At 66.3% G+C, this 22,706-nt stretch carries 16 protein-coding genes and 1 tRNA gene; 10 read left to right on the forward strand and 7 right to left on the reverse strand.

What is annotated here, in order from left to right; genetic code table 11:
- Nucleotides 1–51 precede the first annotated feature (51 nt).
- The 3 genes from ACWF5H_RS08515 (at nt 52) to ACWF5H_RS08525 (ending at nt 6,097) form a co-directional block, all read left to right on the forward strand.
- Complete coding sequence (locus ACWF5H_RS08515) at nt 52–2,361, forward strand: FdhF/YdeP family oxidoreductase (RefSeq protein ID WP_452036176.1); 2,310 nt, start codon at nt 52–54, stop codon at nt 2,359–2,361.
- Between the two features lie 512 nt (nt 2,362–2,873).
- Nucleotides 2,874–4,748, forward strand: a complete 1,875-nt coding sequence (locus ACWF5H_RS08520) for an ABC transporter ATP-binding protein (protein ID WP_452036178.1) — start codon at nt 2,874–2,876, stop codon at nt 4,746–4,748.
- 119 nt (nt 4,749–4,867) lie between these two features.
- Nucleotides 4,868–6,097: an ROK family transcriptional regulator gene (locus ACWF5H_RS08525; RefSeq protein ID WP_452036180.1), complete on the forward strand. Its 1,230-nt coding sequence runs from the start codon at nt 4,868–4,870 to the stop codon at nt 6,095–6,097.
- 516 nt (nt 6,098–6,613) lie between these two features.
- Here ACWF5H_RS08525 and ACWF5H_RS08530 read toward each other — a convergent pair.
- Nucleotides 6,614–6,686: transfer RNA gene (locus tag ACWF5H_RS08530), tRNA-Arg, on the reverse strand.
- Between the two features lie 96 nt (nt 6,687–6,782).
- The gene (locus ACWF5H_RS08535) at nt 6,783–7,424 is read right to left on the reverse strand and encodes a hypothetical protein (RefSeq protein WP_452036181.1); all 642 of its coding nucleotides are present in this window, start codon (nt 7,422–7,424) and stop codon (nt 6,783–6,785) included.
- 96 nt (nt 7,425–7,520) lie between these two features.
- On the opposite strand from ACWF5H_RS08535, the gene pcrA reads away from it, so the two are divergent.
- The 5 genes from pcrA (at nt 7,521) to ACWF5H_RS08560 (ending at nt 14,548) form a co-directional block, all read left to right on the forward strand.
- Nucleotides 7,521–9,917: a DNA helicase PcrA gene (gene pcrA / locus ACWF5H_RS08540; protein WP_452036182.1), complete on the forward strand. Its 2,397-nt coding sequence runs from the start codon at nt 7,521–7,523 to the stop codon at nt 9,915–9,917.
- Nucleotides 9,918–10,019: 102 nt separating this feature from the next.
- Complete coding sequence (locus tag ACWF5H_RS08545) at nt 10,020–11,051, forward strand: mechanosensitive ion channel family protein (protein WP_452036183.1); 1,032 nt, start codon at nt 10,020–10,022, stop codon at nt 11,049–11,051.
- A gap of 221 nt (nt 11,052–11,272) precedes the next feature.
- A complete protein-coding gene (gene sucC, locus ACWF5H_RS08550; RefSeq protein WP_364651962.1) occupies nt 11,273–12,436 on the forward strand; it encodes an ADP-forming succinate--CoA ligase subunit beta in 1,164 nt (387 codons plus the stop codon).
- A 19-nt stretch (nt 12,437–12,455) separates the two neighbouring features.
- Nucleotides 12,456–13,376 carry a succinate--CoA ligase subunit alpha gene (sucD, locus tag ACWF5H_RS08555; protein ID WP_452036185.1) on the forward strand — a complete coding sequence of 307 codons (921 nt, stop codon included), beginning with the start codon at nt 12,456–12,458 and terminating at the stop codon, nt 13,374–13,376.
- Between the two features lie 116 nt (nt 13,377–13,492).
- Nucleotides 13,493–14,548, forward strand: a complete 1,056-nt coding sequence (locus ACWF5H_RS08560; RefSeq protein WP_452036186.1) for a zinc-dependent alcohol dehydrogenase family protein — start codon at nt 13,493–13,495, stop codon at nt 14,546–14,548.
- A 116-nt stretch (nt 14,549–14,664) separates the two neighbouring features.
- Here ACWF5H_RS08560 and ACWF5H_RS08565 read toward each other — a convergent pair whose 3' ends face one another.
- Together ACWF5H_RS08565 and ACWF5H_RS08570 are read right to left on the reverse strand one after the other, a co-directional pair.
- Nucleotides 14,665–17,148, reverse strand: a complete 2,484-nt coding sequence (locus tag ACWF5H_RS08565; RefSeq protein WP_452036188.1) for a GcvT family protein — start codon at nt 17,146–17,148, stop codon at nt 14,665–14,667.
- A 150-nt stretch (nt 17,149–17,298) separates the two neighbouring features.
- The gene (locus ACWF5H_RS08570; RefSeq protein ID WP_364651968.1) at nt 17,299–17,649 is read right to left on the reverse strand and encodes a bifunctional 3-phenylpropionate/cinnamic acid dioxygenase ferredoxin subunit; all 351 of its coding nucleotides are present in this window, start codon (nt 17,647–17,649) and stop codon (nt 17,299–17,301) included.
- A 254-nt stretch (nt 17,650–17,903) separates the two neighbouring features.
- On the opposite strand from ACWF5H_RS08570, the gene ACWF5H_RS08575 reads away from it, so the two are divergent.
- Together ACWF5H_RS08575 and ACWF5H_RS08580 are read left to right on the forward strand one after the other, a co-directional pair.
- Nucleotides 17,904–19,109: an NAD(P)/FAD-dependent oxidoreductase gene (locus tag ACWF5H_RS08575; RefSeq protein WP_452036190.1), complete on the forward strand. Its 1,206-nt coding sequence runs from the start codon at nt 17,904–17,906 to the stop codon at nt 19,107–19,109.
- A 52-nt stretch (nt 19,110–19,161) separates the two neighbouring features.
- Complete coding sequence (locus ACWF5H_RS08580; protein ID WP_452036192.1) at nt 19,162–20,304, forward strand: aromatic ring-hydroxylating oxygenase subunit alpha; 1,143 nt, start codon at nt 19,162–19,164, stop codon at nt 20,302–20,304.
- 92 nt (nt 20,305–20,396) lie between these two features.
- Here ACWF5H_RS08580 and ACWF5H_RS08585 read toward each other — a convergent pair whose 3' ends face one another.
- The 3 genes from ACWF5H_RS08585 to ACWF5H_RS08595 all read right to left on the reverse strand — a co-directional run bounded on the left by ACWF5H_RS08585 (nt 20,397) and on the right by ACWF5H_RS08595 (nt 22,519).
- Entirely contained in the window at nt 20,397–21,203 is an 807-nt protein-coding gene (locus ACWF5H_RS08585; protein ID WP_452036193.1) for an IclR family transcriptional regulator, read from the reverse strand.
- 61 nt (nt 21,204–21,264) lie between these two features.
- Nucleotides 21,265–21,687 carry a cupin domain-containing protein gene (locus tag ACWF5H_RS08590; protein ID WP_452036194.1) on the reverse strand — a complete coding sequence of 141 codons (423 nt, stop codon included), beginning with the start codon at nt 21,685–21,687 and terminating at the stop codon, nt 21,265–21,267.
- Nucleotides 21,688–21,691: 4 nt separating this feature from the next.
- Nucleotides 21,692–22,519, reverse strand: coding sequence for a creatininase (locus tag ACWF5H_RS08595; protein ID WP_452036196.1), 828 nt, complete (start codon nt 22,517–22,519; stop codon nt 21,692–21,694).
- Nucleotides 22,520–22,706 lie beyond the last annotated feature (187 nt).

A 22,706-nucleotide genomic window follows, 5' to 3' on the forward strand; every position in this document is an offset into this window, starting at 1 on the left:
GACCGGCTAGGGCTGTCGAGAATTCCGTGTGAGCCGGGATACATTAGGGGCATGACTCGCCCGGCACCTGTGAATGACATTGACGAAAGCACCCTGAAGGTCAAGGAACCGAAGAAGGCTGCCGCCGGTATTCCGGCTGTGAAGATTGCGCTGGAGCGCGGCATCGAGCAGGCCGGCGTCGCGCGCACCGCCCGTTCGCTGCTGCGGATCAACCAGCGCGGCGGCTTCGACTGCCCGGGCTGTGCCTGGCCGGAATCCATCACCGGACCGCGCAAGCCGGCCGAGTTCTGCGAAAACGGCGCCAAGGCCGTGGCCGAGGAGAACACCAAGCGCACGGTGACGCCGGAGTTCTGGGCGCGGCATTCCATCGAAGAGCTGGCCACCAAGACCGAGTACTGGCTGGGCCAGCAGGGCCGGATCACCGAGCCGGTGATCATCCGCGAGGGCGAGACGCACTACTCGCCGATCTCCTGGTCGGACGCGTTCAGCCTGATCGGGGAGCGCATCCGGGCGACGACGCCGGACCGCTGCGTCTTCTACACCTCGGGCCGTACCGCGAACGAGACCGCGTTCATGTACCAGCTGTTCGCGCGGTCGCTGGGCACCAACAACCTGCCGGACTGCTCCAACATGTGCCACGAGTCCTCCGGCAGCGCCCTGAACCCCACCATCGGCATCGGCAAGGGCACCGTATCGCTGGAGGACATCCACCACTCCGAACTGATCTTCGTGGTGGGCCAGAACCCGGGCACCAACCACCCGCGCATGCTCTCCGCGCTGAAGGAATGCAAGGACAACGGCGGCACCATCGTGGCCGTCAACCCGCTGCCGGAAACCGGTCTGATGGCGTTCAAGGACCCGCAGTCCGTAGACGGGCTGGTCCGCGGCGGCACCAAGCTGGCCGACGAATTCCTGCAGATCAAGGTGGGCGGGGACCTGGCCCTGTTCCAGGCGCTCGGACATCTGCTGCTGGAAGAGGAAGACCGCGCTCCCGGCACCGTGGTGGACAAGGAGTTCATCGAGGCGAACACCGACGGCTTCGAGGACTACGTCGCCGCCCGCCGCCACATCGACTGGACCGAGACCGAGAAGGCCACCGGGCTTTCCCGGCTGGACATCGCGAAGGTGGCCGGCCTGCTGGCCAAGTCCAAGGCCACCATCGTCTGCTGGGCGCTTGGGCTGACCCAGCAGCCGCATTCGGTGGATACCCTGCGCGAGATCATCAACCTGCTGCTGCTGCAGGGCAACTTCGGCAAGCCCGGCGCAGGTGCCTGCCCGGTCCGCGGCCACTCCAACGTCCAAGGCGACCGCACCATGGGCATCTGGGAAAAGCCGAAGGAATGGCTGCTGGCCGCGCTGGACAAGGAATTCGGCATCACGTCCCCGCGCGAGCACGGCGTTGACTCCACCGAGGCGATCGACGCCTTTGCCGACGGCAAGGTGGACGTTTTCGTGTCGATGGGCGGCAACTTTGCGCTGGCGAACTCGGAGACCGAGGCGCTGGAAGCCGGCATGAAGAATGCCGGCCTGACCGTGCATGTGTCCACCAAGCCCAACCGGTCGCACGTGGTGCACGGCAAGACCTCGCTGATCCTGCCCACCTTGGGCCGCACCGACCGGGACGACAAGCACCCCAACGGCGCGCAGTTCCTCTCGGTGGAAGACTCCATGTCCGTGATCCGCTCCACGCAGGGCCGGCTGGAGCCGGTCAGCGAGCACCTGCTGGCCGAGCCGGTGATCATCGCCCGGATGGCCCAGGCCACCTTCGGCGACGACCATCCGGTGGACTGGCGGGCGATGGCCGAGGACTACGACGTGGTCCGCGACCACATCTCCCGCGTGCTGCCCGGCTTCGAGGACTTCAACACCCGGATCCGGAACAAGAGCGGCTTCGTGCTGCCGAACCCGCCGCGCGACACCCGGTCCTTCGCCACGGACATCGGCAAGGGCCGGTTTACGGTCAGCCCGCTGGAGTACCTTGAAGCGCCCGAGGGCCACCTGATCCTGCAGACCCTGCGCAGCCACGACCAGTACAACACCACGTTCTACGGTCTGGACGACCGCTACCGCGGCATCTCCAACGGACGCCGGGTGGTGATGGTGCACCCGGACGATCTGGCCGAGCTGGGCTTCGCCGACCGCGACCTGGTGGACGTGATCAGCACGTTCAAGGGAACCGAGCGCCGGGCGGACGTGTTCCGGCTGGTGGCCTACCCGACGGCGCGCGGCTGTGCCGCCGCCTACTTCCCGGAAGCCAACGCGCTGGTCCACCGGGACCTGGTGGCCCGCGAGTCCAACACCCCCGGCTTCAAGGCCATGACGGTGCGCTTCATCCCGCACGAGGAGAAGCAGCTCAGCTGACGTTGCGGCCGCTGTCTGCCCGGCCCACCTGGGACGCGTCCAGGTCAGGGGTTGTCGTCCAACTCATCGGATGCTGCCCCTGACCTCTCGGCGAGGTCTCCCTTTGGCGTCCAGATCTGGGGTTATACGGGGTGCTCTGGCCGCCAAACCCTGAGCTCGACTGGGACAGACTCGGGCGTCCAGATCTGGGGTTATACGGGGTGCTCTGGCCGCCAAACCCTGAGCTCGACTGGGACAGACTCGGGTGTCCGGCGGCGAGGGCGAGGACAGGTTTCGGGCCTCCGGCGTCCCAGGCAGGTCGGGTACCGGGCACCGAGGTCGGGTACCGGGCCTCCGGCGTCCCGGGCAGCTCGGGTACCGGGCGCCCGGCTGGCAAGCGACCAAGCACGGGATCCGGCCTCTAGCTACTGGGCTTGAGGACAGATTCTGGCCGCGGCGGCGCCGGCGGGAACAGCGAGGGGCTCCGGAAGGTTCTAGGGTTGCAGTAGGACCATCAGCCCTAAGGAGCCATCATGTCCATGGAAGGTGCAGCCTGGAGTTCGCTCTATCGGCTTTCGCATTCGAAGGACCAGAAGTCGTTCTCCCGCGACACCGTCCGCCGCACCTTCGCGTTTGCCGCGCCGTACAAGGCCAAGATCACGGTCTTCGTGCTGCTCTCCGTGGTGACTGCCGCGCTGGCCGTTGCCACCCCGGTCCTCGCCGGCCAGGTGGTGGACGCGATCGTCGCCGAGACCGGCATCGAGTTGGTGATCTGGCTGTCCATGGTGATCGCCCTGGTGGCCATCGCCGACGCCGGACTCAGTATGGTGACCCGGTGGATCTCCTCCGGCTTGGGCGAAGACATCATCCTGGATCTACGCACCGCCGTGTTCGACCATGTGCAGAAGATGCCGATCGCCTTCTTCATGCGGACCCGCACCGGCGCGCTGGTCAGCCGGTTGAACAACGACGTGATCGGTGCCCAGCGGGCCTTCGCCGGCACGCTCTCCGGTGTGGTCAGCAACGTGGTGGCGCTGATCCTGACGCTGATCGTCATGCTGAACACGTCATGGCAGGTCACGCTGCTGGCCCTGCTGATGCTCCCGGTCTTCCTGCTGCCCGCCCGCCGGATGGGCAGCAGCCTGGCGGACCTTCGGCGCGAGACCGCCAATCACAATTCGGCCATGAGCACCCAGATGACCGAGCGGTTCTCCGCGCCCGGAGCCACGCTGGTCAAACTCTTCGGCCGACCCGCCGATGAATCCCGCGAGTTCAAGGTACGGGCACAGCGCGTTCGTGACATCGGCATCAAGACGGCGGTGATGCAGTGGGTCTTCGTCACGGCACTGACCCTGGTCTCGGCGCTGGCGCTGGCCCTGGTTTACGGGCTGGGCGGTTTCTACGCGATCATCGGCCAGTTGGAGCCGGGCGACGTGGTGACACTGGCCTTGCTGCTCACCCGCCTGTATGCCCCGCTGACGGCCCTGGCGAACGCCCGGGTGGAGATTTCCAGCGCGCTGGTCAGCTTTGAGCGGGTCTTCGAAGTCTTGGACCTGAAGCCCCTGATTACCGAGAAGGACGACGCCGGCACCGTCCCGCCGGGACCCGTCTCCGTTGAGTTCAAGGACGTGCGGTTCGCCTACCCCTCCGCGGAGAAGGTGTCGCTGGCCTCGCTGGAAGAGGTGGCCACCCTCGACGCCCGAGGCGGCGAGGAAGTGCTGCACGGCATCAGCTTCCGGGTGGAACCCGGCCAGACGCTGGCGCTGGTGGGCTCCTCGGGCGCCGGAAAGTCGACCATGGCCCAACTGCTGGCCCGGCTGTACGACGTGGACTCCGGTTCCATTGAGCTCTCCGGCATCGATGTCCGGGACCTGAGCTTCGAGGCGCTGCGCGGGACCATCGGGATGGTGACCCAGGACGGGCACTTGTTCCATGAGACCATCCGCTCCAACCTGCTGCTGGCCCGGCCGGAGGCCAGCGACACCGAGATCTGGGACGTGCTGCGCCGTGCCCGGCTGGAAGAACTGATCAAGTCGCTGCCGGACGGCTTGGACACCATGGTGGGGGAGCGCGGCTACCGGCTCTCCGGCGGCGAACGCCAGCGGATGACCATTGCCCGGCTGCTGCTGGGCCATCCCCGGGTGGTCATCCTGGATGAGGCGACGGCGGCCTTGGACTCGACCAACGAAGCCGCCGTGCAGGCGGCGCTCACCGAGGCACTCGCGGGGCGCACCGCCGTCGTTATTGCGCACCGGCTCTCCACCGTGCGCTCCGCCGATCGCATCTTGGTGGTGGAGGGCGGGCGCATCGTTGAACAGGGCACGCACACCCAGCTGCTGGCGCTGGAAGGCCGCTACGCCGAGCTGTACCGCACCCAATTCCGCAGCGACGTCACGGTGGCCGGCTGATCCGGAGAGGTTGAAGCGCAGCGCTCCGATAGACCGGCCGCGCCAAGCGTGTGATCGGGCCGGTCAATGACTAGAGTTGCTGTGGGGTCCCCGGCGACAGATGAGCGGAAAGCGGTGCAATGCAGCGAGGAACCAACCTGGGCCGCTTGGGCGGCTACAACCAGGCTGTGATCCTGGATGCGATCCGTCGCGCCCATGAAGGCATCGCCCGGGTGGAGCTGGTGGAGCGCACCGGACTATCCCCGCAAACCATCTCCAACGTGGTGCGCCGGCTGGTGGACGAAGGCCTGGTCCGGGAAGACCGCAAAACGGTCAGCGGTCCGGGTAAACCGCGTACGGTGCTGCAGTTGGAAGTTTCCAGCCGGTTGGCTATCGGTATTCATCTTGACCCGGTGGTCATGACCTTGGTCATGCTCAATCTCGACGGCGAGGTGGTGGCCCGGGCCCGGCACGACAATCCCGGTGCCGGCCAGCCCGACGGCATGACGGCGGCCATGGCCGGCGCGGTCGAAGAACTGATCGCAGCCTCGGGCATCGAGCGGCACCGGATCCTGGGCATCGGGCTGGCCGCGCCGGGGCCGATCGATGCGGCCGAGGGTGCCGTGGTGGACCCGCCGATGATGCGCGAATGGACCTCGGTGCCGCTGCGCGAACCGCTCAGTCGCCGGACGGGGCTGCCGGTGCTGATGGACAAGGACACCACGGCGGCGGCGGTGGCGGAGCTGTGGGCGAGCGGACGGCAGGAGCCCGAGAACTTTGTGTTCGTGTATCTGGGCACGGGTCTGGGCGCCGGCGTGGTGCTCGACGGCGCGGTGCTGCGTGGAGCCTCCAGCAACATCGGCGAGATCGGCCATTTACCGGTGGACGCGGAGGTGCCGCTGTGCGAGTGCGGGAAGCGCAATTGCGTGGGTATGGCGTTGAATTTCGGCACACTGTTCCAGCAGGCCGTGGCCGCCGGCGTGTTTCCGCCCGACGCAGAGTTGGGCGACCGGCACCAAGCCACCGAGAGCATCATCACCCTGTGCCGGATGGCCGTTGAGGGCGATCCGGCCGCCGCGGAGATCATCACCCGGGCTGCCCGGCTGGTCGGCGGCACGGTGGCTCAGGTGGTGAATATCCTTGACGTGGACCGGGTGATCTTCGGCGGCCCGCTATGGAGCGGGCTGGAGGGCCTGGTGCTGCCGGCCCTGCACGAGGAGATCAACACCCGCTTCGTCTCCCGGGCCATCCATGGGGTCGAGGTGGTTTCGTCCTCGCTGGGATTCGAAGTGGGCGCTATTGGCGGCGCCTGCCTCATCCTGGACGACGCGTTGTCACCGAAGGCCAGCGGGCTGCTGCTGGGCAGCTGAATCACGGCCTGTACCACAGGCAGCTGAACATCTTGTGTTTTTCGTCATATTCCTTGACTTTGGGCTCATCTGTGCCGCCGAACTTGCTTTATTAAATCCAATCGATTTAGATAAGAACTGGCGGCAGTGCCTGGAGTACTCACACTCTGGGATATGAACGGTTCCGGAGCGGCTCGGGTGCTTCAGGGGAACGGCGCGGTCGCCGCCAACAGGTGGCAGGAAACTGCTGCTGGCTCCGGAGAACGGGAAGAAACGGAACCAGCGGCCCCAAGCTGACAGGGATTCCTGCCCACTTCGGTGGAAATGCACTAGAACAGGCCACCGTCTGTGCTTCCGTGGGGGGTAGCACAGGCGGTGGCCTGTTTCCGTTTGCAGTGTGTTTCCGTTGCGGCTCGCTTCCGATTAAACTGCGTGCGATTGGTGTTCGGGAAGCCTGCGCCCTGCGGCAGTAAACATGAGGACGGGCGCGGCAGCGCCGTGGCGGCTGAAACAGCGCACGCCGCGGGTAAGGATCAGTGCCCCCGGGCAGATTCGAACTGCCGACACCCGCTTTAGGAGAGCGGTGCTCTATCCCCTGAGCTACGGGGGCAACGCCAAAAGCTTAGCTTAACTGGCGTGCCTGGCCGGTGCGGCATCCGGGCGGCGTAAGCATCGGCGGTTCACGCTTCGCCCGGCCCGGGACTGGTCAGCCATCGGCCGGAACGGAACCTTCGGCCGACTTGGGCTTGCGGGTGAAGACCGCGATTGCCGCCACCACCAGGCTCAGCCCGAACAGGATGGACTTGGCCACCGTGAGGAAGCTCGCCAGCGAGGCGTCGCCCACCGGGTCTGTCGCGAGCATGGCGTCAACGGCAACGTTTTCGCCCAGGTCGGCCGCCACATAGAGCACGACGACGGCCCATGCCAGCCAGCGCCAGAGGCCGCGCCTAATTTGCTGTCCCAGCAGGATCAGCCAGGTAAAGCCGAACAGCAACGGGAAGATGGTGTCCGCGGTTTTGTGCCAATAGTTGTACTGCCCGGCACCGTCTTCGCCGAACGCCGTCCGGAGCTGCTGCGCGTATTCCGTGGAGTACCCGCCGATGAGGGTGTCCGGCATCCCCAGTCCGCCGGTCAGCTGGGCGAACTGCGGCATCACCAGCAGGAACGAATAGCCGAACAAGAACGCCGAGGCCACCGCTCCGGCGATGACGATCAGGTTGGCGTTGCCAGCCGCGCGCTGGGGAGAGCGGGTGCTGCCGGGGATGGCAGGCTTTGCCGCCCCGCCGGCTGGGGCCGGGGCTGCCGCGGCACCGTGTTTCTTCGCGCGCTGCGCTGGGGTTTTGGACATACTTCCATTATGCCGGTGCCGCCATCTGCCGCCTGGTGGCGGAAGATTTGGCGGCCGTCCCCGAGCGTCGGTGGCGGCTAATAGACTTAAGGAACCATGGATTTCCTCACCGACCCGGCCTTCGACCCGCATGTTGCCTCTCCGCCCGCCCCGCATCTGCCCGGCGCAGAAGAGCTGCTTTCGGGGTTGAACCCGCAGCAGGAAGAAGCCGTCAAGCACGCCGGCTCCCCGCTGCTAATCGTCGCCGGTGCCGGATCCGGCAAGACCCGCGTGCTCAGCCACCGCATCGCTTACCTGCTGGCCACCCGCCGGGCGCGTCCGGGCGAAATCCTGGCGATCACCTTCACGAACAAGGCCGCCGCGGAGATGCGCGAGCGGATTGAGTCGCTGGTGGGGGACCCGGCCAAGCGGATGTGGATCTCCACGTTCCACTCCTCATGCGTGAAGATCCTGCGCCGCGAGGCCAAGCACGTAGGGCTGAACTCGAACTTCTCCATTTACGACTCGGCCGACACGCTGCGGATGGTCAACCAGGTGGCCAAGGGACTGGACCTGGATCCCAAGCGGTTCCCGCCCAAAACCATTCAGCACAAGATCTCGGCGCTGAAGAACGAACTGATCGACGACGAGGCCTTTGCCTCCACCGCCAACTACTCGGATCCGTTCGAGCAGGCGGTCGCCTCGGTCTACACCGGTTACACGCAGCGGATGCGCCAGGCCAACGCCATGGACTTCGACGACCTGATCGCCCAAGTGGTCTTCATCTTCCAGGCCTTCCCGGCGATTGCCGACTCTTACCGCCGCCGCTTCCGCCATGTGCTGGTGGACGAATACCAGGACACCAACCATGCCCAGTACCAACTGGTGCGTGAGTTGACCCGCGAGTCCGAGGACGGCGCGCTTCCGGCCGGCGAACTGACCGTGGTGGGCGACTCGGATCAGTCGATTTACGCGTTCCGCGGGGCGGACGTGCGCAACATCGTGGACTTCGAAAAGGATTACGCCAACGCACGCACCATCCTGCTGGAGCAGAACTACCGGTCCACGCAGACCATCCTCAGCGCGGCCAACTCGGTCATTTCGCGGAACCCGAACCGCCCGGCCAAGCGGCTGTGGACCGCTGAGGGCGACGGCGAAAAGATCATCGGCTACGTGGGCGAAAACGAGCACGACGAGGCCCGGTTCATAACCGATGAGATCGACCGGCTGCAGGACTCAGAAGGGGTGCGGCCCGGCGATATTGCCGTGTTCTACCGAACCAACGCCCAGTCCCGCTCCATTGAGGACCTGCTGGTCCGGGTGGGTCTGCCCTACAAGGTGGTGGGCGGCACCCGCTTCTATGAGCGCAAGGAAATCAAGGACGCGCTGGCCTACCTGCGGGTCCTGGTCAACCCGGACGACGTGGTCAACCTGCGCCGGATTCTCAACGAACCCAAGCGCGGGATCGGTGACCGCGCGGAGTACGCGGTGGCCGCCTTGGCGGAACGGGACCGGGTCTCGTTCATGGCGGCGCTGCGCCGGGCCGAGGACGCGCCCGGCATGGCGACTCGTTCGGTGAACGCGGTGGCCGGCTTCGTGAAGCTCATCGACGACCTGGCCGAGGTCGCCGCGGGCTCAGGCGCTGCCGCGGCGTTGGAGGCCGTGCTCGAACAGACCGGCTACCTGGCCATGCTGCGGCAAAGCACCGACCCGCAGGACGAGTCCCGCGTGGAGAACCTCGCGGAGCTGGTGGCAGTGGTGCGGGAATACGAGCGCGACAACCCCGAGGGGTCTTTGTCCGAATTCCTGGAACAGGTCTCGCTGGTCGCGGACGCAGACCAGATCCCCGACGCACCGGACGCCGAGGCTGCACAGCTGGCCAAGGACCAGGGCGTGGTCACCCTGATGACCCTGCACACCGCCAAGGGGCTGGAATTCCCGGTGGTTTTCCTCACCGGCATGGAACACGGGGTCTTCCCGCACCAGCGCTCGATGTCCGACCCCAAGGAGCTCGCCGAGGAGCGCCGGCTGGCCTATGTGGGCCTGACCCGGGCCCGCAAGCGGCTGTACCTGACCCGGTCCGAGTCCCGCAGCATGTGGGGCCAGAGCCAGTTCAATCCGGCCAGCCAGTTCATCGAAGAGGTGCCGGCCGAACTGATCGACTGGAAACGCGAGGGCAGCGCACGGCCGACCTTTGCCTCTGCGGGCAGCTTCGGGTCCAGCCGCTACGGAGGCTCGCACTGGGGTGCCGGCACGGCCAGCAACCAGGACATCAGCAATCTGCGCGGATCGGCGCCGTCCATCACCACCGCAAAGACCCGGGCCGGCCGCGTGCAACCGCAAAAGGAAGTCATCGCGCTGGCCATCGGGGACAAGGTCAATCACACCAGCTTCGGCAATGGCACGGTGCTGAGCCTTGAAGGTGCCGGTGACAAAACGGTGGCCAAGGTGAAGTTCGACGCCGGCGAGAAGCGGCTGCTGCTGCGGTATGCTCCTCTGACCAAGATCGTTTAACCGGACGCCAACTCCCTCTGGGAGATTCGCCACGTTTCCGTTGCTGCATTTGGCAGCGGCCTGCCTCGGCGCTTAGCGTTCTTATCCATGGATGGCGTGGACATGAATACCCTGGAACAGCTGGCGACCCCCTCCTTTTGGCTCGACACCCCGCTGCGCGTGTCGCTGATCCTGCTGGGTGGGTTCCTGGCAAATATGGTCCTGCGGATGGTGATCAAACGCGTCACCGGAAAGATCGCGGACGGCGAGACCGCCAAGCTGGACAAATTCGATCCCGCCGCGGCGCGCAAGAACAGCAAAGACCCGCGCTACTGGCTGATGCAGGATTCGCCGATCGCCGCGGTTCGACGCGCCCAGCGTTCGAAGACGATCGGATCAGTGCTGCGTTCGATCACCACGATCGTGTTGGCCACTCTCACCATCCTGATGGTGCTCACCGAGCTGAAGTTCAACCTCGGCCCGCTGCTGGCCAGCGCCGGTATTGCCGGTGTGGCCATCGGCTTCGGTGCCCAGACTCTGGTCAAGGACTACCTGTCTGGACTGTTCATGGTCGCCGAAGACCAGTACGGCATCGGCGATGTGGTCGATCTGGGCGAGGCATCCGGCACCGTGGAGTCGGTCGGCCTCCGCGTCACCCAGGTGCGTGCCGTGGACGGCACGCTGTGGCATGTCCGCAACGGCGAGATCCTGCGCGTGGGCAACTCCTCGCAAGGCTGGGCGCGGGCGGTGCTGGACATCCCGGTCCCTTACGACTCCGATGTGGAGAAGGTCTCCGAACTGATCCTCAAGACCGCGATGGATCTGCGTGAGGACGAGGCTTACCGCAGGCTGATCCTGGACGATCCGGAGGTCTGGGGCGTTGAGGCCCTGACCGGCGAATCCGTGGTAATCCGGCTGGCGATCCGCACTAAGCCCTTGGAGCAGTGGGGGGTGGCACGCGAGATGCGGGCACGCCTGAAGGGTGCGCTGGCCCAGGAGGGGCTGCGGATCCCGCTGCTGAACCAGACCGTCATCAAGGGCAGCGCGCCCTCGACCGCCGCCGCGCAGGGTGGGGGCGCTGCGCAGGGCGAGAACGCAGCCCAAGGCGGGGACACCGCCGTCGTCGATCAAGCGGAGGTTGGCAGCAAGCATTAGCCGCACGGCGCCGATACCTCAACCCGTGACCATTCTACAAGTTGTAGAAGTGTGCCCTTGGCCACTAAAGCGGTAGTCTGGGACCGGCCCCCGACGCCAAAGGGACTAGAGTTCCCCATGGAGCATTGCAGGCATCCGTCCACCGTCCGTGGCTACCGTCACGGCCAACCGCGGATGCCGCTCCGAGTCAGAAACGACTTCGACGTAGAAGGACACAACCCGTGGACCTGTTTGAATACCAGGCGCGCGATCTCTTCGAGGCACACGGAGTACCCGTGCTGGCTGGAATCGTTGCGTACACCCCAGAAGAAGCCAAGGCAGCTGCTGAGAAAATTGGCGGCGTAGTTGTCGTCAAGGCTCAGGTGAAGGTCGGAGGCCGCGGTAAGGCCGGCGGCGTCAAGGTCGCCAAGACCCCCGACGAGGCATTCGAACACGCCTCCAACATCCTCGGTATGGACATCAAGGGCCACACCGTCAACAAGGTCATGATCGCCCAGGGCGCCGACATCGCCGAGGAGTACTACTTCTCCGTGCTGCTGGACCGGGCCAACCGCAACTACCTGGCCATGTGCTCGGTAGAGGGCGGCATGGAGATCGAGCAGCTGGCTGTCGAGCGGCCTGACGCCCTCGCCAAGGTTGCGGTTGACCCCGCCGTCGGCATTGACCAGGCCAAGGCCGACGAGATCGTCGCCGAAGCCGGCTTCGCCGAGGAACTGCGCCCGAAGGTGGCCGAGGTCATCATCAAGCTCTGGGACGTGTTCAAGAAGGAAGACACCACCCTGGTTGAGGTCAACCCGCTGGTCAAGACCGGCGCCGGCGACATTGTCGCCTTGGACGGCAAGGTCTCGCTGGACGAGAACGCCTCCTTCCGCCAGCCCGGCCACGAGGAACTTGAGGACAAGGACGCCGCGGATCCGCTCGAGGCCAAGGCCAAGGAGCTGGACCTGAACTACGTCAAGCTCGACGGCCAGGTTGGCATCATCGGCAACGGCGCGGGCCTGGTCATGTCCACCCTGGACGTGGTCGCTTACGCCGGCGAGAACCACGGCAACGTCAAGCCCGCCAACTTCCTGGACATCGGCGGCGGTGCCTCGGCCGAGGTCATGGCTGCGGGCTTGGACGTCATCCTCAATGACAGCCAAGTCAAGAGCGTGTTCGTGAACGTCTTCGGCGGCATCACCGCTTGCGACGCCGTGGCAAACGGCATTGTCAAGGCGCTGGAAATCCTGGGCGAGAAGGCCACCAAGCCGCTGGTCGTCCGTCTCGACGGCAACAACGTCGATGAAGGCCGGCAGATCCTGCTCAACGCCAACCACCCGCTGGTCACCCTGGCCCTGACCATGGACCAGGGCGCCGACAAGGCCGCCGAACTGGCCAACGCCTAAGGACCGAGGAACTAAGAATATGTCTATCTTCATCAACAAGGACTCGAAGGTCATCGTCCAGGGCATCACCGGCGGCGAGGGCTCCAAGCACACCGCGCGCATGCTCCACGCCGGCACCCACATTGTGGGCGGCGTGAACGCCCGCAAGGCCGGCACCACCGTCACCCACGGTGAGAAGACCCTGCCGGTGTTCGGCACGGTCAAGGAAGCCATGGCCGAGACCGGCGCCGACGTCTCCATCGTCTTCGTGCCGCCGGCTTTCACCAAGGACGCCGTGGTCGAGGCCATCGAGTCCGAAATCGGCCTGGTCGTAGTGATCACCGAGGGTGTGCCGGTACAGGACTCCGCCGAGTTCTGGGCGCTGGCACAGTCCAAGAAGGACGCCAACGGCAACCAGATCACCCGCATCATCGGCCCGAACTGCCCCGGCATCATTACCCCGGGCGAGTCCCTGGTGGGCATCACCCCGGCGAACATCACCGGCAAGGGCGGCGTGGGCCTGGTCTCCAAGTCCGGCACGCTGACCTACCAGATGATGTACGAACTGCGCGACCTCGGCTTCTCCACCGCTATCGGCATCGGCGGCGACCCGGTCATCGGCACCACCCACATCGACGCCCTGGCTGCGTTCGAGGCGGATCCGGAGACCAAGGCCATCGTGATGATCGGCGAAATCGGCGGCGACGCCGAGGAACGTGCCGCCGAGTACATCAAGAACCACGTCACCAAGCCGGTTGTCGGCTATGTGGCCGGCTTCACCGCACCGGAGGGCAAGACGATGGGCCACGCCGGCGCCATCGTCTCCGGCTCCAGCGGCACCGCGCAGGCCAAGAAGGAAGCCCTCGAGGCCGCGGGCGTCAAGGTCGGCAAGACTCCGTCCGAGACCGCGCACCTGCTGCGCGAGGTGTACCCGGAGCACGAGGAAGCCTCCAACCTCTAGGCACACCGCCACCAGTTGACGAAGCCCGCCACCAGCACAAGGTGGCGGGCTTCACTGTTTTCCGGCGGCCGCCGAGACCCGTTTAGGCTGGACACAACAACTGCTCAGGAGGACACATGCGCGCTGCCATTATCCACGGACCGGGCGACATCCGGGTTGAAGAGCGCCCCGCTCCGGAAATCCTCGCCCCGACCGACGCCGTGGTGCGGGTGACGGCCTCCTGTGTCTGCGGCTCCGACCTCTGGCCGTACCGCGGCGCACGTGAGCCAGGGGATCCGCATCCCATCGGGCATGAGTTCATCGGCATCGTGGAGGCCATCGGCGACCAGGTCACTACCTTGTCCGTCGGCGACCTGGTGATCGCGCCGTGGGCGATCAGCTGCGGCCAGTGCCGGGCCTGCCGGGACGGCGTGCAGACGTCCTGCGAGCACCGGGCCAGCTGGGGAGGCACCGATGAGCATGGCCTGCCGGTCGACGGCGGCCAGAGCGAGGCGGTCCGGGTGCCACTTGCCGACGGCACGCTGGTGCCCGTTCCCGGAGTCAGCCAGCCGGATGACGCCCTGGCCAAGAGCCTGCTCACGCTCTCCGACGTGATGGGCACGGGCCACCACGCGGCCCTCAGCGCCAAGGCCGGCCCGGGACGCACTGTCGTGGTGGTCGGCGACGGCGCCGTGGGGCTCTGTGGGGTACTGGCCGCCAAACGGCTGGGCGCGGAGCGGATCATCGCTATGTCGCGGCATGAAGACCGCGGGGCGCTGGCACGTGAGTTTGGCGCCACCGACATTGTCGCGGAACGCGGCAAGGCAGCGGCGGACCAGGTCAAGGCACTGCTCGGCGGCGTCCTCGCCGATTCAGTGCTCGAATGCGTGGGCACGGCGGAGTCGATGGACCAGGCGCTACGCTGCACCCGGCCGGGCGGTGCGGTCGGTTTCGTGGGCGTACCGGTGGGCGGTGCCGAGTTGCCGGTCTGGACCCTGTTCCGGAAGAACATTTCCGTGGCCGGCGGGTCCGCTCCCACCCGCCAGTATCTGCCCGAACTGCTCGAGGACGTGCTGGCCGGCAGAATCAATCCCGGCAGGGTCTTCGACGCCGTGATGCCGCTGGAGGACGCCGCGAAAGCCTACAGTGCGATGGACGAACGCCGCGCCATCAAGGTGCTGCTGCGGCCCTGAACACGCTGCGCCGCTGACCGCGCACGGCCTCACGACGCACATGGCCGCTGACCGCGCACGGCCTCACGCCGCACATGGCCGCTGACCGCGCACGCCCAAGGACCGTGCACCCGCCGTCAGCTGCGCAGCCGTTCCATGCCGGGATCGACCAGCGGTTCGGCGGCGACCGTGGCGGGAACGCGGCGACCGAAGTACTCGATCTCCACAGTGTCGCCTTCGGAGGTGTCCGCGGGGAGCCAGGCGTAGGCCACCGGCCGCCCCACCGTGTAGCCGAACGCGGCGCTGGTGACGTACCCGGACAGGTCGTTGTCCACATAGACCGGTTCCTTGCCCATCACCACCGACCGGCCGTCGTCGATGGTCAGGCAGCGCAGCCTGCGGGACGGCGCCCCGGCAGCCGCCAGCGCAGAGGCGCCAACAAAGTCGCCTTTGTCCGCCTTGACCGCAAAGCCGACGCCGGCTTCCTCCGGCGTGTGCTCGGTGGTCATGTCGGTGCCCCAGAGCCGGTACCCCTTCTCTAGCCGCAGGCTGTTGAAGGCCGCACGGCCGGCGGCGACGAGGCCCTGCTCCTGCCCGGCCTCGAACAGTGCGTCCCACAGCCGCAAGCCCTGGTCCGCAGAGGTGTACAGCTCCCAGCCCAGTTCGCCCACATAGGAAAGCCGCATGGCCGTGACCGTCAACCCGGCGATGCGCACCTGTGCCGTCCTGAAGTACTTCAGTGAAGCGTTGCTGAAATCGTCGGCGCTGACCTTGGCCATGACCTCGCGCGCCAGCGGCCCCCACAGCCCAATGCAGCACGTTCCCGGCGTGATGTCCGTGACCTGTGCCCACCGCTCCGGGTCCGCTGCCGACTGCGCGGCCGCCTCGCCACGCAGGTACTCGTAATCGGCGTTGTTGTTGATGCCGGCCTGGAACCGTTCCGGCGCCAGCCGTGCCACGGTGATGTCGCTCCGGACGCCGCCCGCGGCGTCCAGCAGCAGGCAGTAGGTCACCGCGCCGGGCCGCTTGTCCAGCTGGCCGGTGCTCAGCCGCTGCAGCAGCGGCAGCGCGCCCGGGCCGGAGACCTCAACCCGTTTGAGCGGGGTCATGTCATACATGGCGACGGCGGTGCGCGTCTTCCACGCTTCGACGGCGGCGATGGGGGAGTGATACCGGGCTGCCCAGGCTTCGCGGTCGGGTTCCCGCCATTCCTGCGGCAGGTCGGCCAGCAGCGGCGCGTTCGCTTCGTACCAGTGCGGGCGCTCCCAGCCGCCGGACTCCAGGAACACCGCGCCGAGTTCCTGCTGGCGGCCGAAGAACGGGCTGGTGCGCAGGTTCCGCGGCGACTCGCGCGGTTGCAGCGGGTGCAGCACGTCGTAGATCTCCACGAAGTTCTGCTGCGACGTTTGGCTGATGTAGTCCGGGGCCAGTTGCACGTCTTCGAACCGGCGGACATCGCCGTCGTGCAGGTCCGTCTGCGACCCGCCGTCCACCAGCAGTTCCGCCACCGCCTTGGCCACGCCGGCGGAATGGGTCACCCACACGGCTTCCGCCATGTAGAATCCGGCGACTTCCGGCGACTCGCCGATCAGCGGTCCGCCGTCGGGGGTGAAGGAGAAAATGCCGTTGAAACCGTCGGTGATGCTGGCGCCGTGGAGCGCGGGCAACAGCCGCTGGCTCTCCCGCCAGGACGGATCGAAGTCCGCCGGCGTGAAGTCCAGCCGGGACGGCATCCGGTCGTCGGACATCTCGGCGGCCGGGACGGCGGGCAGCCCGGCCAGATCTACCGGCATGGGGCGGTGCGCGTAGGAGCCGATCCCGAGCCGGTCACCATGCTCGCGGAAGTACAGGTCCGCGTCCTGGTGCCGCAGGATGGGCAGCCGCGCACCGTTGGGCGGTTCGTTCCGGCCGGCCAGTTCCGGCAGGGCGGAGGTCTTCACATATTGGTGCGCCAGCGGGAGCAGCGGCACGGTCATGCCGGCCATCGCGCCCACCTTCGCCCCCCAAAATCCTGCGCAACAAACAACGAGGTCGGCCGGCACCCTCCCGGTATCGGTCGCCAGCGCGGTGACCCGTCCGCCGTCGTGCTCGATGCCTGTCACGGTGGTGGAACCGCGGAATTCAATTCCGGCGGCGGAGGCACGGGCAATCAGCAAGCGGACGGCGCGGGCGGCCAGCGCCAGGCCGTCGGACGGGATGTGCAGGCCGCCGAGCACGTTGCCGGCGGGCAGCAGCGGATGATATTTCTCGCACTCATCCGGATCTATCAGCCGGGCCTCCACGCCCCAAGACGCGGCGAAGCCGGCCTTGCGCTTGAGATCTTCGAAGCGGGCGGGGGTGGTGGCCACCTCCAGCCCGCCCACTTGGTTAAAGCAGGAGAGGCCGTCAGCCGTCAGCGAGAGCATTTTGTCCACCGTGTAGCCGGCGAATTCGGTCATGGTCTTGGACGGGTTCGTTTGGAACACCAGCCCCGGGGCATGAGAGCTCGAGCCGCCGGCCAGATGCAGCGGGCCCTGCTCCAAGACGGTGACGTTTCTCCAGCCGCGGGCGGCCAATTCATCCGCTAGGTTGGCGCCAACGATCCCGGCTCCAATGATGACGACGCGCGGGGTGGAACTCATGCGGCAATGCTCCTTCAGAAAACTGGACGGGCCAAGGTGCGTGGACGGAATAGGCGGGTTCTGCGGGACATAGTGCACGGGTGGAATCTCCGGGCTGCGGCGGGCAGGTTGGTTGCTGGCTGGCGGTCGCCATCGCTCCCCGTCCGCCGACTACACGTGCCCGTCGACCTTCAGGCCGGGCGGAAGGTTCGGTGCCGCTTCCGACTCCTGGACCATGATGGTGCCGTCCTGGACGACCACCTCGTGGACCCGGACCGGGAGTTTGGCCGGTGGCGCGTCAACCCCGCCGGTGCGCAGATTGAATTTTGATGCGTGCAGCGGGCATTCGACTTCGCAGCCCTCCACCCATCCGTCGGCCAGCGAGGCGTCCTGATGGGTGCAGGTGTCGTCGATGGCGAAGAGTTCGCCTTCTTCGGTGTGGAAGACAGCGATGGGGGGCGACGTGTCCAGCCTGATGGCGTCGCCGGGTGCCAGCTGGCTCAACGGGCAGGCTTCGTGCATGGGGCGCCTTCTTTCTAGCCACCGCGTAACGCGGAAAGTTCCGTGCTGAACAACGATGTTCACAATAGGCAACAGTGTGCCCCGCCACATTCCGTTGTCAAGGGTCTGCCCGCATTTTTCTCCGCCCAAAAAATAGGCAGCGCAAAGCCCTTGACAGTGTGGGCGCGAATCTTCATTCTGTTTCACATAGCGCATCTTGTTGCGTACAGCGCTACTTGATGGACCCACCCGCTGCTGTTCTGAAAGGCCTCCCTATGCAGACCCTCGTCGTCATCGGGGCATCACTGTCCGGTCTCTCCGCTGCCCGCGCGGCACGCGCGCAGGGCTTTGCAGGCCGACTGGTCATCGTGGGGGACGAACTCCATCCGCCCTATGACCGTCCGCCGCTGTCCAAGGACTTCCTGGCCGGGCGGATTTCTGAGGCGGACCTGGCGCTGTCGGAGGTCGACGACGATCTGGCTGCGGAGTGGATCCTCGGCGTGAAGGCCGAAAGCATGGACCCTGAGTCGATGACCGTAGAGCTCAGCAACGGACGGAGCCTCGCCGCGGACGGAATGGTTCTCGCCACCGGCGCATCGGCGCGGGTCCTGCCCGAAGTCGATGGCTGCAGCAATGTCTTCACGCTCCGCACCCTCGACGACGCCCGTGCGCTGCGCGGGCAATTGCAGCCCGGCCGGAAAATGGTGGTGGTCGGCGCCGGCTTCATCGGCGCCGAAACCGCCTCGACGGCGCGTGACGCAGGCCTCGACGTGACGGTCATCGAACGTTCCGCCGCCCCGCTCTCCGGGGCCCTGGGAGCCGAGATGGGCGCTGCCGTGGCCGGTCTGCATGCCGCCGGGGGAGTGGACATGCTGTGCGGCACCTCCATCGCATCGTTCCGGAAAGATGTAAGCAGCGTCAGCCACGTAGTGCTCGACGACGGCCGGGAGCTTCCCGCCGACCTTGTGCTGGTGGGCGTCGGCGGACAGCCGAACACCGACTGGCTGATCGGTTCCGGCATCCAGTTGGGCAACGGCGTGCTCTGCGACGCTGCGGGCCGCACCAACATCCCGTCGGTAGTGGCCGTCGGCGACTGCGCGGCCTGGTGGAACCCTCGGTTGCAGGCGCACCACCGGGTTGAGCACTGGACCGGTGCTCTGGAGCGTCCGGCCTTGGCCATTGCCGCCTTGTTGCAGGGCGGGCCGGCGCCGCGGACGGTCGAACCGCCGTATTTCTGGTCGGACCAGTACGGCTCGCGGATCCAATTCGCCGGGCATGTACACGGACACGACCGTGTCCAGGTGGAGCACGGTTGCCTCGAAGACCAGAGCTTCTTAGCCGTCTACTACGCGGGGGACGAACCGGTCGCCGTGTTGGGGGTCAACGAGGTCCGCCAGTTCACCAAGTGGCGCAAGTTCTTGAACCGCGAAGCCGAACGGTACGCGGACGCAGCGGCGGGCGCGTTGGTCGCAGCCTCCTAACCAGCCTTCCCCAACGAACACTGAAAACCGTTCTGTATCCAAGGAGTACCGCATGACCGCTGAGATCGTCTCGGAGAGCCTGATCGCCACCTTGCCCGGCCATACCTATGTTGACGACGACGTCTTCCGGGCCGAGCAGGAACGCATCTTCGAGCAGATGTGGTTCTGTGCGGTCAGGTCCGCCGATCTGGACAAGGCCGGTGCCTATCGGACCGTGCAGATTGGGCGCGAATCGGTCATTGTGACCCGGAACCGCAAGGGCGCGGTACGTGCGTACTACAACATCTGCCGGCACCGGGGCGTCAAACTCTGCATCGAAGAGAGCGGGGAGGCAGGTCGTTCGTTCCAATGTCCCTACCATGCCTGGACGTACGATTTTGATGGCAAGCTCATCGCAGCGCCCAACCTGACCAAGATGCCGGACATCGACCGGCAGAAGTACGGGCTGGTGGACGTGCCGGTCCGCGAATACATGGGCTACGTGTGGCTGTGCCTGGCGGATGAACCGCCGTCCTTCGACGACGATGTGGTGGGAGCGATCGAAGAGCGGCTGGGCGACGCCGGTGCGATCGCCGGTTACGACATCGCGAACCTCAGCCTGGGCCGCCGGATCAGCTACGACGTGAAGGCCAACTGGAAGCTCATCATCGAGAACTTCATGGAGTGCTACCACTGCGCCACCATCCACCCGGAGCTAACCGAAGTGCTGCCCGAATTCGCCGACGGACTCGCCGCGCAGTACTTCGTGGGACACGGCGCCGAATTCGGCGAGGACATCCAGGGCTTCACCGTGGATGGTTCCGAAGGGCTTGAACGCATTCCGGGCATCGGCGAGGACCAAGACCGGCGCTACTACGCCATCACCATCAAACCGACGGTCTTCGTCAACCTGGTGCCCGACCACGTGATCATCCACCGGATGTTTCCGCTGGCCGCCGACCGGACCGTGGTGGAATGCGACTGGCTGTACATGCCCAGCGTGGTGGAAGCGGGCAGGGACCTCACCGCATCGGTGGAACTGTTCCACCGGGTCAATCAGCAGGACTTCGACGCCTGCGAACGCTGCCAGCCGGCGATGAGCTCCAAGATCTACGCCAAGGGCGGAGTGCTGGTTCCCAGCGAACACCACATCAGCGCGTTCCATGAGTGGGTCACGGCCCGCCTGGCGGAGCCAGCCGCCGTCGTCGTCAATTGACGTCCGTCGCAGTCACTTGAGAGCAGCCGCCGCCCCGACGGCGTCCTGTCGCCGTCGTCGTCATGGGGCAGCTGGTGCCACACCGGCACGGTTCAGCTCTCGCGGGAGTAGCCCATCCGGGCGCTGATGTCCTGCCCGGCCTGCTTGATGTCCTCGATCAGGCCAGGCATCTCCTGCGGCTTGAACCGGAACGCGGGACCGGAAATGCTGACCGAACCGATCACGGATCCCAAGTGGTCCCAGACCGGGACGGCAATGGAGTTCAGGCCGATCTCGAATTCCTCCCGGACCACGGCGTAACCGTTGGCGGAGACCAGCAGCAGCTCCTTCTCCAGCTTCTGCCGGGACGTGATCGTCTTCGCCGTCAGCGCCGGCAACCGCGTCTGCTTGACGATCTTCAAGCGGTCCTCCGAGCTGAGCCCGGCCAGCAGCACCTTGCCGCTTGAGGTGGCGTGTAGGGGCGTTAGGCTGCCGATCCAGTCGGACATCGCCAGAGTGGCGGTGCCCCGGGCCTGATCCACGTTGACGGCAAAGTTGGAGCGCAGCACCGCCAGGTTCACGGTTTCCTTGTACTGGTCGGCCAGTTGCTCCAGCACCGGCCGGGCCTCGCGGACCAGGCTCAGGTTTCCGGGGATGGAGTTGGCCAGCCGCAGGATGCCGAACCCCAGCTGGTACTTTCCGCGCTCGGTGTTCTGCTGGACCATGCCCCGGTGGTCCAGCGACGCCAGCAGCCGTGAGGCCGTGGATTTGTGCACGCCCATTTCCTCGGCGATGTCGCTGACTCCGGATTCCCCGCGCCGGGCCAGGATTTCCAGCACGGTGATGGCGCGGTCCACAGACTGCACCCCACGGTTCAGGTCCGGTGATGCCTCGTCGTCGAGCTCTTCAGGTTCAGCCATGGGACCATAGTCTCAAATTCCGTCCGGATCGACGCTGTTGGGACATGGCAGGGAGCGTCGCCTAGCCGCTCGTGGCTTCGCCGGCGCGGGCGGCCTTCGCCGAGCGGTGCGAACCGAACGCCGTGTAGTCGGCCGTGCCGGGCTCTCCCCAGACGACCAGCACGCGCAGCGGTCCGGAACCGGTATTGGCCAGATCGTGCTCCGAGCCCACCGGCGCCAGCACCGCGTCGCCCGCGGCCAGATGGTGAACCTGGCCGTCCACCGTCATCCGCGCCGCTCCCTCCAGCACCAGATAGAGTTCCTCGAGCGCGCGGCTGCTGTCCGGATGCGAGTGCATGCCTTCGGTTCCGCCCGGCGGCAGCTCCCATGTCTGCACGGCGACCGGCAGGCGGGACTGTTCGTGGAACAGCCATTGCATCGTCACCGGTGCCGTGCCGCCGTGGAGGTTGTAGTCAAAGGCATAATCGCCGCGTCGTTCCAGCATGTCGTCAGAGCGCGCCGACGGATTCAGGATCGTTCTGGCGGGCCGGCTGCAGCGCCGCGACGGGAAACTCGTGGGAGAGGGCTGCGGCCATGCCAGCGGAGGCACGTTCCAGCAGGATGATGCCCTTGCCGGACGTCGCCTCGGCGGCGGAGGAGAGGCAGCCGGACGCCGGGGTCAGTTCGGGCCTGACCGGCAGGACGTCGTAGTTGGGCAGGACGGCGGGCGGGGCATCGACCACTTTGTCCATCCGGACCCGCTCCGGGTACAAGTGCAGCATCAGCGATGTCTCCAGCACGCCGCCGTGTTCCAGGTCCCAGCCGGTGAAGCCGTCCGGGTACAACTCGGCGATGGTGGCGTCGTCAACAAAGTCCCAGTAGGAGAGCAGCACCACTTTGGCGTCGTCGATGCCGCTCTGGTGCAGCTCGCGGAGCGCCAGGTCGACTCCTTCGTACAGGAACTGGTAGTTCTCAAAGTGGCCGTTGATGAAGGCGAGGTTCCGGGCACCGTGCCGGGCAAATTCCAGCGTCAGTGTCTTCGCGATGGCAATCATGGTGGTGGCGTCCAAGCTGGTGGTGCCAGGGAGGTGGTTGCCGCCCCCCGAACGCTGCTGGGACTTGTAGCCGTAGACCACCGGTGCGGCGACCAATGCGTCGATTGCCTCGGCTGTTGCTCCGGCCAGGGCCTTGGAGAGGAGCACATCGACATTGAGCGGCATGTGCGGGCCGTGCTGTTCGATGGAGCCAACGGGTATCAGCACCACGGCGTTGTCCTGGCTGATGCGTTCGCTGTAGGTAAAGGCGTCGAGTTCTTCCATGTACACGCTGGTGCGCATGCTGTCTCCAAGATCGTGGTTGCTGGTCCGGCCGCGAGGGCAAGGCCTTGTTATTGCAGGGGATATGGTCCTGGGGGGGGGGGGGGGGGAGGGGAGGGAGAAAAAAAAAGGGAGGAGGGGGGGAGGGAGGAGGGGTTGTCTGCTCCACCAAACGGAGCTCCGCGTTTTTTGCTTTTTTCTTCCCCCC

It is taken from the genome of Arthrobacter sp. NPDC055138 (assembly GCF_053607305.1).